Origin of the sequence: uncultured Albimonas sp. (genome assembly GCF_963977235.1) — a bacterium.
In the GTDB taxonomy this organism is placed as follows: domain Bacteria; phylum Pseudomonadota; class Alphaproteobacteria; order Rhodobacterales; family Rhodobacteraceae; genus Albimonas.
Window position 1 is genome coordinate 1 of sequence record NZ_CAXBOD010000096.1, and the last position, 11166, is coordinate 11166.

An 11166-nucleotide genomic window follows, 5' to 3' on the forward strand; every position below is an offset into this window, starting at 1 on the left:
AGAACAGGCGCTTTGCGAGGCGGGTTCGACGGGGGCTGTTCGGCGTGGCGCCTGGGCGGGGGTCAGGCGGCTTTCTTGCCGGCCTGGGCGAGTTTCGCGAGGTCGCGGGCGATGGCGAAGGCGCCTTTCAGGCGGTCGCTCTCGGTCGCCCAGTCGCGGCGGACCACCACCTTGTTGTCGCGGATCTTGGCGAGGCCGCGCTGGTCCTGGAGCCAGCTCGCGAGCCCGGCGGGGTTGGCGTACTTGTCGTCGCGAAACTGCAGCGTCGCGCCCTTGGGGCCGCCGTCGAGCTTGGCGATCCCCGCGCGCTTGCACAGCGCCTTCACCCGGACCACGCGCAGCAGCATCTCGACCTCGGCGGGGGGCTTGCCGAAACGGTCGTGAAGCTCGGCGGCGAAGCCTTCCAGCTCGGTCTTGCTCTCCAGCCCCGAGAGGCGGCGGTAGAGGCCCAGACGAACGTCGAGGTCGGGGACATAGGCGTCGGGGATCATCACCGGCACCCCGAGGCCCAGCTGGGGGGACCAGTCGCCCGAGTCCACCGGGCCGTCGGTCTCGCCCGACTTCATCCGCGCGATCGCCTCCTCGAGCATGTTCTGGTAAAGCTCGAAGCCGACCTCGCGGATGTGGCCGGACTGTTCCTCGCCCACCAGGTTGCCGGCGCCGCGGATGTCGAGATCGTGGCTCGCCAGCGTGAACCCCGCCCCCAGACTGTCGAGCGAAGCCAGAACCCGCAGGCGCTTGTCGGCGCCGTCGGTCAGGCGCTTGCGCGGCTCGGTGGTGAAATAGGCGTAGGCGCGCAGCTTGGAGCGGCCGACCCGTCCGCGGATCTGGTAGAGCTGCGACAGGCCGAACATGTCCGCGCGATGCACGATCAGCGTGTTGGCGCGCGGGATGTCGAGGCCCGATTCCACGATCGTGGTGGCCAGCAGCACGTCGTACTTGCCGTCGTAGAAGGCGTTCATCCGGTCGTCGAGCTCGCCCGCGGCCATCTGGCCGGTGGCGGTGACGGAGGTGATCTCGGGGACCTGTTCGCGCAGGAACGCCTCGATTTCGGGGATGTCGGAGATGCGCGGGACGACGAAGAAGCTCTGGCCGCCGCGGAAGTGTTCGCGCAGCAGGGCCTCGCGGACCGTCACCGGGTCGAACTCGGCGATGTAGGAGCGGACCGCCAGGCGGTCGACGGGCGGGGTGGCGATGACCGACAGCTCGCGCACGCCGGACATGGCCAGCGACAGGGTGCGCGGGATCGGGGTGGCGGTCATCGTCAGGACGTGGACGTCGGAGCGGAGCTCCTTCAGGCGCTCCTTGTGCTTGACGCCGAAGTGCTGCTCCTCGTCGATGATCAAGAGGCCGAGGTCGCGGAAGCGGATGCCCTGGGCGAGCAGCGCGTGGGTGCCGATCACCACGTCCACCGTGCCGTCGGCGAGGCGCTTGCGGGTGTCGGTCGCCTCCTTCGCGGGGGTGAAGCGCGAGAGCTGGCGGACGTTGACGGGGAAGCCGCGGAAGCGTTCGGCGAAGGTCTTGGCGTGCTGGCGGGCGAGCAGCGTGGTCGGGGCCACCACCGCCACCTGCACGCCCGACATCGCGGTGACGAAGGCCGCGCGCAGGGCGACCTCGGTCTTGCCGAAGCCCACGTCGCCGCAGATCAGCCGGTCCATCGGCGTGCCCGCGGTGAGGTCGCCCAGCACGTCCTCGATCGTCGAGAGCTGGTCGTCGGTCTCGGTGTAGGGGAAGCGGGCGCAGAACTCGTCCCAGGAGCCCTGGGGGGGCTCGAACTCGGGCGCCTTGCGAAGGGCGCGCTCGGCGGCGATCCGGATCAGGCGGTCCGCCATCTCGCGGATCCGCTCCTTCATCTTGGCCTTGCGGGCCTGCCATGCGCCGCCGCCCAGCTTGTCGAGAAGCCCGGCCTCCTGGCCGTAGCGGCTGAGCAGCTCGATGTTCTCGACGGGCAGGTAGAGCTTGTCGCCGCCGGCGTATTCCAGCATCGCGCAGTCGTGGGGGGCGCCGAGCGCCTGCACGGTCTCGAGGCCGAGGAACCGGCCGATGCCGTGTTCGACATGCACCACGAGGTCGCCGGCCGAGAGGGTCGAGGCCTCGGTCAGGAAGTTCTCGGCCCGCTTGCGGCGGCGGGGGGCGCGGATCAGGCGGTCGCCCAGCACGTCCTGCTCGGCCACCACGGCGAGGTCGGCGGTCTCGAAACCCGATTCCAGCGGCCAGACGGCGAGGTTCACCAGGCCGGCCTTCACGTCGGCGAACCGCTCCACCAGGCGGGAGGCGGGGGCGTCGTGATCCTCCAGCAGGGTTTTCACGCGGTCGCGCGCGCCCTCGGAGTAGGTGGCGAAGATCACGGTCTTGGCCTTGGTGAGGCCCTTGAGGTGGGTGGCCAGCGCGTCGAAGACGTTGACGCCCTCCTGCGCGCGCTCGGCCGCGAAGCTGCGGCCGAGGCGGCCGCCCATGTCCACGCAGCCCGGGCCCGGGGGCTGGGGCATGGGGGAGAAGCGGCGCAGGTGGCGGCCCGAGAGCGCCTCGAGCCACTGAGGCTCGGACAGGTAGAGCAGCTCGGGCGGCAGGGGCTTGTAGACCGGGGCGCCCATGGCGGGCTTGGCGCCTTGGGCGTTGCGGCGGGCCTCGTAGTGGTCGCGCACCATCTCCCAGCGGGACTCGCGCGCTTCCTCGACCTGGTGGTCGAGGGCGACGGGGGCCTCGGGGAGGTAGTCGAAGATCGTCGCCAGCTCTTCGTGGAAGAAGGGCAGCCAGTGCTCCATGCCCTGCTGCTTGCGGCCGGCGCTGACGGCCTCGTAGAGGGGGTCGTCGAGGCCGGCGGCGCCGAAGGTCTCGCGATACGACTGGCGGAAGCGGGCGATGGCGGGCTCGTCGAGGATCACCTCGGAGACGGGGGCGAGCTCGACCCGGCGGATCTTCTCGATGGTGCGCTGGGTCTCGGGGTCGAAGCGGCGCGCGTTGTCGAGCGTGTCGCCGAAAAGATCGAGGCGCACCGGCGCGTCGGCGCCCGGCGGGTAGACGTCGACCACGCCGCCGCGGATGGCGTGGTCGCCGGGCTCGGTCACCGTGGGGGCGCGGTTGAAGCCCATCCGCCCGAGGTATTCGCGCAAGGCGTCGAGATCGAGCGGCTTGCCCACCTCGGCCACGAAGGAGGCGGCGCGCACGGTTTCCCGCGCGGGCACCCGCTGGGCGGCGGCGTTGAGCGTGGTCAGCACCACCGCCCGGCCGGGCAGCCCGTCGGCGAGCGCGGCCAGCGTCGCCATGCGGGCAGCCGAAATGTCGGCGTTGGGGCTGATCCGGTCGTAGGGCAGGCAGTCCCAGGCGGGGAAGCGCCAGACCGGGATCTCGGGCGCGAAGAAGGCCAGCGCCTCGGCGAGCGCAGCCAGCCGCGCGTCGTCGCGCGCCACGTGGATCACCGGCCCGTCGGCTTTCGCCACGAGGTCCGCGAGCAGCTTCGCGTCGAAGCCCTCGGGGGCGCCGCCGGTCAGGATCGAGCCGTGGGAGAGGGGGGCCTTGTCCGCCATCTGCGCGGAGATAGCGCCGGGGCGCCGGCCGCGCAAGCGTTCGCGCAACGTTCAGGGGGCGACAGGCGGTGCGGCGGCGCGACGCCCTCTCCCGCGCCGGGCGCGGCGGGGTGTCCTCATACGGGAAACAATTCGTGCCCGTTCGCGGGTCTGGGCGCCGGGACGTCGAGGGACCACGTTGGGACAGACGCCGCCGCCCCCCTCCCTCGCCGGCGGCCCCGAGATCGAAGGACGAGACGATGACCAAGGTTCTGGTGCTTTATCACTCCATGTACGGCCACGTGGAAACCATGGCCGGCGCGATCGCCGAAGGCGCGCGCGAGGCGGGCGCCGAGGTGTCCGTGAAGCGGGTCCCCGAGACCATGCCCGAGGAGGCCTTCAAGGCCGCCGGCGGCAAGTGGGACCAGGAGGCCCCGATCGCCACCCCCGACGAGCTGGCCGACTATGACGCGGTGATCATCGGCACCGGCACGCGGTTCGGCAACATGGCCGGCCAGATGCGCACCTTCCTCGACCAGACCGGCGGCCTGTGGGCGCAGGGCAAGCTGATCGGCAAGGTCGGCTCGGTCTTCGTGTCGACCGGGACCGGGACCGGCAACGAGACCACGGCGCTGAGCACGCATATCACCCTGCTTCACCACGGCATGGTGGTGGTGGGCGTGCCCTACTCGGCCGCCGAACTCGCCCAGGTCGACGAGGTCCGCGGCGGCTCGGCCTATGGCGCGGGCACGATGGCGGGCCCCGACGGCGCCCGCCAGCCCACGGCGCGCGAGCTCTCGGTGGCCCGCCAGCAGGGCGCCCATGTCGCCGGCGTGGCCGCGAAGCTGGCCAAGGGCGGCGAGGCCCTGGCCAAGGCCGCCTGAGGGCGCCTGCGCTCGCTCGAGCGATCAAGGGGGGCGGTCCGCCGGGCCGCCCCTTTCGCGTTTCCGGTTGCGCGCCCACGGGGTCGGACGCCGCCGAGGCGCTGGCCGGGGACGCCGACCTGTTCGGCGCCACCGCCGCCACGATGCGCCGCGCCCGCGCGCGGGGCGCGCCGCAGCTGGCGGCGGCCGGCTTCGCCCGGCCGACCCCCGTCTTCCAGGCCTTCATGATCCGCGGCGTTCACGCCGCGCGTTGCGGCTCCGGACCGGGGCGTCGCCGCGCGGCGGCGCCCCGGGGGGCGGGCCGCCTCAGGCCGCCGCTTCCAGCAGCGCCTTGCCCTTGGCCATCGCCGCGCCGAGGGCGGGGCGGGACATGGCGCGCTGCTTGTAGTCGGCGAGCGTGTCGGTCAGCGGCCACTGGAACATCCGGTCGCCCCAGCTCAGCGTGTGGGCGATCAGGATGTCGGCGACGGTGAACGTCTCGCCCATCACCCAGGGGCCCTCGCCCAGCAGCGTCTCGAGCCGCTTCTGCGCCAGCTCGAACTCCCACGCGCAGGTGGCCTTGACGTCCGAGCGCTTGTCCTCGGGGTGCAGGAAGCCGTTCTTGGCCGCGGTCCAGCAGGCCCCCTCCAGCTCGTCCACGCAGAACTGGGTGATCGCGTCCTGGCGGCCGCGCTCGAGCGAGCCGGCGGGGAAGGTCAGCGCGCCGTGGCGGTCGGCGAGGAAGGTCACGATCGCCACCGAATCGGGAATCGGGGCGCCGTCGACCAGCAGCACCGGCGCCTTGCCGGTGGCGTTGACGGCCAGCATCCGCTCGGTCTGCGGGGCGACCGTCTCCAGCGCCCAGTCCTGGCCGAGCTCCTCGAGCGCCCACATCACCCGCAGGCTGCGGTTCTTCGGATTGCCGACGATGGTGTACATGCCTGTCTCCTCCCGTGGCGCGCCCGTGCCGGGCGCGCGTTTGCGGGCCACGGAAGGGCGCCCCGCGCGCCAGGTCAAGCGCCGGCCGCCCCCGCCGGGCCTGCGCGCGATCTCCACGCAGGTCCGCCCGGGGCGGCGCCTCGCCCTTGCCCGCCCCCGCCCCCCGGCGCCATAAGCGGGGCGCAACGCAAGGGAGCCGCCGCCGCGTGACCGACACCCCCTCCGATCCGAGCGCGGGCCCCCGCCTGCGCCACCGCCACCTGCTGGGGATCGAGCAGCTCTCCCCCGCCGACGTGACCGCGATCCTCGACCGGGCCGAGGCGCATGTCGCGCTGAACCGCTCGCGCGACAAGAAGACCTCGACGCTGCGCGGCCTCACCCAGATCAACCTGTTCTTCGAGAATTCCACCCGCACCCAGGCGAGCTTCGAGATCGCGGGCAAGCGCCTGGGCGCGGACGTGATGAACATGTCGGTGCGCACCTCCTCGATGTCGAAGGGCGAGACGCTGCTCGACACCGCAGCGACCCTCAACGCCATGCACCCCGACCTGATCGTGGTGCGCCACCAGCACTCGGGCGCCGTGGCGCTGCTCGCCCAGAAGGTGGACGCGAGCGTGATCAACGCCGGCGACGGGCGGCACGAGCATCCCACCCAGGCGCTGCTCGACGCGCTGACCATCCGGCGGCGCAAGGGCCGGCTGCACCGGCTGACCGTGGCGATCTGCGGGGACGTGGCGCATTCCCGCGTGGCGCGATCCAACATGATCCTGCTGGGGATGATGGAGAACCGGGTGCGTGTGGTGGCCCCCCCCACCCTGCTGCCGCCCGGGATCGACCGCTATGGCGTCGAGGTGTTCCACGACATGGAGAAGGGGCTCGAGGGCGCGGACGTGGTGATGATGCTGCGCCTCCAGCAGGAGCGGATGGAGGGCGCGTTCGTGCCTTCGCAGCGGGAGTACTTCCACCGCTTCGGCCTCGACCACCAGAAGCTGGCGCATGCCAAGCCCGACGCCATCGTGATGCACCCCGGCCCGATGAACCGCGGCGTGGAGATCGACGCGCTGGTCGCCGACGACCCCGACCGCTCGGTCATCGCCGAGCAGGTGGAGATGGGGGTCGCGGTCCGCATGGCGGTGCTGGAGCTGCTGGCCGAGGCGCAGGGCGTCGAGATCCCGGCGACCGCCTCATGACCGGGGGTCCGCGCCGCGCCGCCCTCCCCTCCTTCGCACAAGGTCCGACCGCATGACCCAGATCCTTCTGCGCGACGCCCTGCTGATCGACCCCGAGGCGGGAACCGAGACCCGCGGCGACCTGCTGATCGAGGATGGGCGGATCTCGGCGGTCGGCGACGCCGGCGCGGCGAAGCCGGGGACGGTCATCGACTGCGCCGGCCGGGCGCTCGCCCCCGGCATCGTCGACATGTCGGTCTATGTCGGCGAACCCGGCGCCCGCCACCGCGAGAGCTACCGCACCGCGGGTCTGGCGGCGGCCGCCGGCGGGGTCACCACGCTGGTGGTGCGTCCCGACACCGATCCCGTGGCCGACGACCCCGCGGTGCTGGAGTTCGCCCTGCGCCGCGCCGCCGCCGTCTGCCCGGTCAACGTCCGGCTGATGGGGGCGCTGACCCAGGGCTGCGCGGGCAAGCGCATGTCCGAGATGGGGTTCCTGACTGACGCCGGCGCGGTGGCCTTCACCGACGGCGACCGCTGCGTCGCCGACCCCACCGTCTTCCGGCGGGCGCTGACCTACGCGCGCTCGCTGGGGGCGCTGGTGATCCACCACCCGCAGGAGCCGATCCTCTCGGCCCAGGGCTGCGCCACCGAGAGCTTCTTCGCCGCGAAGTCGGGCCTGCCCGGCATCCCCGCCATGGCCGAGCGCATGCAGCTCGAGCGCGACCTCGCGCTGGTCGAGCTGACCGACGCCCGCTACCACGCCGACCAGCTCTCGACCCGCGGGGCGCTGGAGGCGCTGGAGCGGGGGAAGCGGGCGGGGCTGAAGGTCTCCGCCGGCGCCTCGATCCACCACCTGACGCTCAACGAGCTCGACATCGAGCCCTACCGGAGCTTCTTCAAGCTGCGCCCGCCGCTGCGCGCGGAGGAGGACCGCCAGGCCTTGGTGCAGGCCGTCGCCGACGGGCTGGTCGAGGTGATCACCTCGGCCCACCTGCCCCAGGACGAGGAGCTCAAGCGCCTGCCCTACGAGCAGGCCGCCCACGGGGCCGTGGGGCTCGAGACGCTGCTGCCCGCCGCGCTGCAGCTGGTGCATGGCGGGGCGCTGGACCTGCCCACGTTGTTCGCGCGCCTGTCGCTGGCGCCCGCGCGGCTGCTGGGGCTCGAGGCCGGGCGCCTGGCTCCCGGCGCGCCGGCCGACCTGGTGCTGTTCGATCCGGGCGCGCCCTGGGTGCTGGACCGGGCGAGGCTGCACTCGCGCTCCAAGAACACGCCCTACGATCTGCGGCGGATGCAGGGGCGGGTGCTGCGCAGCTTCGTGGGCGGCGCGCAGGTCTTCGCGCGGGAGGCGCAGGCGGCATGAGCAGGTTCTTTCCCGAATGGCTGCTGGCCCTGCTGGGCGAGACGGCCGCCCCCGGGCTGGACGCGGCGCTGCCCTATCTGCTGGGCGCGGCGGTGCTGGGCTACTGGCTGGGCTCGATCCCGATGGGCGTGCTGCTGAGCCGGGCCTTCGGGCTGGGCGACCTGACCAAGGTCGGCTCGGGCAACATCGGCGCCACCAACGTGCTGCGCACCGGCAACAAGGCGGCCGCGGCGCTGACCCTGCTGCTGGACGCCGGCAAGGGCGCGGCGGCGGTGCTGATCGCGGGCCTGTGGGGGCCGGACGCCGCGGTGCTGGGCGCCTGCGGGGCGATGCTCGGCCACTGCTTCCCCGTCTGGCTGCGGTTTCGCGGCGGCAAGGGGGTGGCCACCATCCTGGGCTGCACCCTGGCGCTGAGCTGGCCGGCGGGGCTCGTGTGCCTCGCGGTGTGGCTGGGGGCCGCGGCGCTGACCCGCTATTCCTCGGTCGGCGGACTGGCCGCGGCGGCGACAGCGCCCGCGGCGCTGTGGGGGTTCGGGCGGCTGGAGGCCGTCGGGCTCTTCGTGCTGCTGGCCCTGCTGGTCTGGGCCAAGCATCACGAGAACCTCGCCCGGCTGCTGCGCGGGCAGGAGACCAGGATCGGCGCCCGATCGCGAAAGTGACCGGCGCGAGACCCTGCGGTTAACCCGCGTTTAACCCTGTCGGCGTCACCTGTGGGGGTCTTCCCAAGGAGGCTCCATGCAGGCGCGACTGGACCTGAAGCGTCCCGGCGCGGGTCCCGTCCCCGCCCCCGTTCCGCCCTCCGAGGCCGAGACGCTCGACGCCCTGCGCCTGGCGCGCAGCCGCAACGTCGGGCCCTCGACCTGGATCCGGCTCGTGCGCCGCTTCGGCTCGCCCCGCCGGGCGCTGGAGGCGCTGCCCGACCTCGCCGGCCGCGGCGGCGCGAGCGGGGTGACCGTCGCCTCGATCGCGCAGGCCGAGCGGGAGCTCGAGGCCGGCCGGCGCGCCGGCGCGACGCTGCTGGTCTGGGGCCGGACGGGCTACCCCTCGGCCCTGGCGCGGATCCCCGATCCGCCGCCCGTGCTGTGGGCGCGCGGCAATCCGGCGACGCTGTCGCGGCCCTCGATCGCCATCGTGGGGGCGCGCAACGCCTCGGCCGTCGGGCTGCGCGTCGCGCGGCTGCTGGCCGCGGACCTCGGCAAGCAGGGCCTGTGGACCGTCTCGGGCCTCGCGCGCGGGGTCGACGGCGCGGCCCACGACGCGGCCCTGGGCGCGGTCGAGGACGGCGGCGGCACGCTGGCCGCGGTCGCCGGCTGCGTGAAGGAGGTCTACCCCCCCGAGCACGCCGCGCTCGCCGCGCGCATCGCCGAGGTCGGGGCCGTGGTCTCCGAGGCGCCCATCGGCCTCGCCCCCCAGGGCCGTCACTTCCCCCGCCGCAACCGGGTGATCGCGGGCCTGTCGCGCGCGGTGATTCTGATCGAGGCCGCGGCGCGCTCGGGCTCGCTGATCACCGCCGACTTCGCGCTCGAACAGGGGCGAGAGGTGCTGGCCGTTCCCGGCTCCCCCCTCGATCCGCGGTCCGAGGGCGGCAACGCCCTGATCCGCCAGGGCGCGACCCTGGTCCGCCACGCCGAGGACGTGATCGAGGCGCTGGAGGCGGCGGCGGGCGCCCTGCTCGACGATCCCGACGCCGCGGATCCCTCGACAGGGCTCCACGCGCCGGACGCCGAGACCCCGGGCCTCGCCGAGCCGGCGGGGGCGTTCGCCCGCCCCCCGCTTGCCGCCGTCCCCGACGATGCCGCGCTGCGCGCCCAGGTTCGCGACCTGCTCGGCATGGCTCCTGTGGAGGAGGACGAGCTCGCCCGCCTCTCCGGCGCCCCGCTCTCGGCGCTGGCCGACGTTCTGCTGGAACTGGAGCTCGCCGGCCGCCTGGATCGCCGCCCCGGCGGCATGGTGGCGCTGCTGCCAGAGTAGCCCGCCGCAGGTCCGGCCCAGGGCCCGAGCCGCGACGGCCAGCCCATGCCCCCGCTCCCGGCCAGGCGCCTCCCCCGCTCCGCGGGGGCGCCTGAGGGCCGCGCGCCTGCGCGGCCCGAGGCAAAGGGAATGCCCGCGTCAGCGGGCGCCGCATGGCAGGAGCCTCAGACGAGTTCGGCGGCCCGGGCGGCGGCGATGCGCAGGCGGTCGGCCTCGGCCCGGGCCTCGGCGAGCCGCTCGCGATTCTCCTCGACCACCTCCTCGGGGGCCTTGGACAGGAACCCGGGGTTGGAGAGCTTCTTCTCGATCCCCGCGGCCTCCTTCTCGACCTTGCCCAGCGCCTTCTCGAGCCGCGCCTTCTCGGCCTTGCCGTCGACGATGCCCGCCAGCGGCAGCGCCAGCGCGCCCCCCGCCACCGGGATCGTGGCCGCCCCCTTCGGCGCCTCCGCGGCCCGCGAGAACCCGTCGACGCGGGCCAGCCTCTCGATCAGCGGCAGGTCCTCGGCGATCGCGGCCTCGAGATCCGCGTCCCCGTCCACCATCAGCAGCGCGAGCTTGGCCGAGGGCGGCACGTTCATCTCCGCGCGGACCGAGCGGATCGCCTCGATCAGCGAGACCAGCCGGCCCACCCGCGCGTCCGCCTGCGGATCCGCCAGCCCCGCGTCGAGCGCCGGCCAGTCGGCGTGGATCAGCATCTTCGGCCGGTCCGCGATGGCGCCCCACAGCGCCTCGGTCACATAGGGCATGAACGGGTGCAGCAGCTTCAGGCACTGGTCGATGGCCCAGGCGAGCGTCGCGCGGGTCTCGTCCTTCGCCGGCCCGTCCTCGCCCATCAGCAGGGGCTTGGCGAACTCGACGTACCAGTCGCAGACCACGCCCCAGACATGGCCGTAGAGGGCGTTCGCCGCGTCGTTGAAGCGATACTCGGCCAGCGCCCGGTCGACGGTCGCCGAGATCCGCGCGGTCTCGCCCACGATCCAGCGGTTGACCGGCGCCTGAACCGCGGCGGGGTCGAAGCCGTCGACGGGGCGACACTCGTTCATCTCGGCGAAGCGGGCGGCGTTCCACAGCTTGGTCGCGAAGTTGCGGTAGCCGGCGACGCGGGCAACCGCCAGCTTGATGTCGCGCCCCATCGCGGCCATCGAGGCCAGCGTGAAGCGCATCGCGTCCGCCCCGTACTCGTCGATCAGGTCGAGCGGGTCGATGACGTTGCCCAGGCTCTTGGACATCTTCTTGCCCTTCTCGTCGCGGACGAGCGCATGGACATAGACGTCGTGGAACGGAACCTGCGGACGGCCGGCCTCGTCCTTCATGAAGTGCAGGCCCATCATCATCATCCGGGCGACCCAGAAGAA

The 11166-nt window shown here is 73.4% G+C and carries 8 protein-coding genes; 5 read left to right on the top strand and 3 right to left on the bottom strand.

Translation table 11 applies throughout. The annotated features are described in order from the left end of the window. Positions 1 to 62 precede the first annotated feature (62 nt). Positions 63 to 3527 (bottom strand): transcription-repair coupling factor, encoded by a 3465-nt coding sequence (gene mfd, locus AAC134_RS22585; protein WP_339951846.1) that lies wholly within the window; start codon positions 3525 to 3527, stop codon positions 63 to 65. A 239-nt stretch (positions 3528 to 3766) separates the two neighbouring features. On the opposite strand from mfd, the gene wrbA reads away from it, so the two are divergent. Further along, positions 3767 to 4390, top strand: coding sequence for an NAD(P)H:quinone oxidoreductase (wrbA, locus tag AAC134_RS22590; RefSeq protein WP_339951848.1), 624 nt, complete (start codon positions 3767 to 3769; stop codon positions 4388 to 4390). A 306-nt stretch (positions 4391 to 4696) separates the two neighbouring features. Here wrbA and AAC134_RS22595 read toward each other — a convergent pair whose 3' ends face one another. Next, positions 4697 to 5308, bottom strand: coding sequence for a glutathione S-transferase family protein (locus AAC134_RS22595; RefSeq protein ID WP_339951850.1), 612 nt, complete (start codon positions 5306 to 5308; stop codon positions 4697 to 4699). 206 nt (positions 5309 to 5514) lie between these two features. Here AAC134_RS22595 and AAC134_RS22600 point away from each other — a divergent pair, with 206 nt between their 5' ends. The 4 genes from AAC134_RS22600 to dprA all read left to right on the top strand — a co-directional run bounded on the left by AAC134_RS22600 (position 5515) and on the right by dprA (position 9811). After that, on the top strand, positions 5515 to 6498 hold the full coding sequence (locus AAC134_RS22600) for an aspartate carbamoyltransferase catalytic subunit (protein WP_339951852.1): 984 nt from the start codon (positions 5515 to 5517) through the stop codon (positions 6496 to 6498). Between the two features lie 52 nt (positions 6499 to 6550). Next, the gene (gene pyrC / locus AAC134_RS22605) at positions 6551 to 7840 is read left to right on the top strand and encodes a dihydroorotase (protein ID WP_339951854.1); all 1290 of its coding nucleotides are present in this window, start codon (positions 6551 to 6553) and stop codon (positions 7838 to 7840) included. Next, on the top strand, positions 7837 to 8499 hold the full coding sequence (gene plsY / locus AAC134_RS22610) for a glycerol-3-phosphate 1-O-acyltransferase PlsY (RefSeq protein ID WP_339951856.1): 663 nt from the start codon (positions 7837 to 7839) through the stop codon (positions 8497 to 8499). Before pyrC ends, plsY begins: the two co-directional genes overlap by 4 nt. 76 nt (positions 8500 to 8575) lie before the next feature. Beyond that, complete coding sequence (gene dprA / locus AAC134_RS22615; RefSeq protein WP_339951858.1) at positions 8576 to 9811, top strand: DNA-processing protein DprA; 1236 nt, start codon at positions 8576 to 8578, stop codon at positions 9809 to 9811. 164 nt (positions 9812 to 9975) lie between these two features. Here dprA and AAC134_RS22620 read toward each other — a convergent pair. Further along, the coding region (locus tag AAC134_RS22620) for a class I tRNA ligase family protein (protein ID WP_339951860.1) at positions 9976 to 11166 on the bottom strand (1191 nt) is incomplete at its 5' end.

Excerpts from the sequence above, each read along its gene's own strand:
- dprA (WP_339951858.1), top strand. The coding sequence starts at position 8,576 with ATGCAGGCGCGACTGGACCTGAAGCGTCCCGGCGCGGGTCCCGTCCCC.
- plsY (WP_339951856.1), top strand. The coding sequence starts at position 7,837 with ATGAGCAGGTTCTTTCCCGAATGGCTGCTGGCCCTGCTGGGCGAGACG.
- pyrC (WP_339951854.1), top strand. The coding sequence starts at position 6,551 with ATGACCCAGATCCTTCTGCGCGACGCCCTGCTGATCGACCCCGAGGCG.
- AAC134_RS22595 (WP_339951850.1), bottom strand. The coding sequence starts at position 5,308 with ATGTACACCATCGTCGGCAATCCGAAGAACCGCAGCCTGCGGGTGATG.
- wrbA (WP_339951848.1), top strand. The coding sequence starts at position 3,767 with ATGACCAAGGTTCTGGTGCTTTATCACTCCATGTACGGCCACGTGGAA.
- mfd (WP_339951846.1), bottom strand. The coding sequence starts at position 3,527 with ATGGCGGACAAGGCCCCCCTCTCCCACGGCTCGATCCTGACCGGCGGC.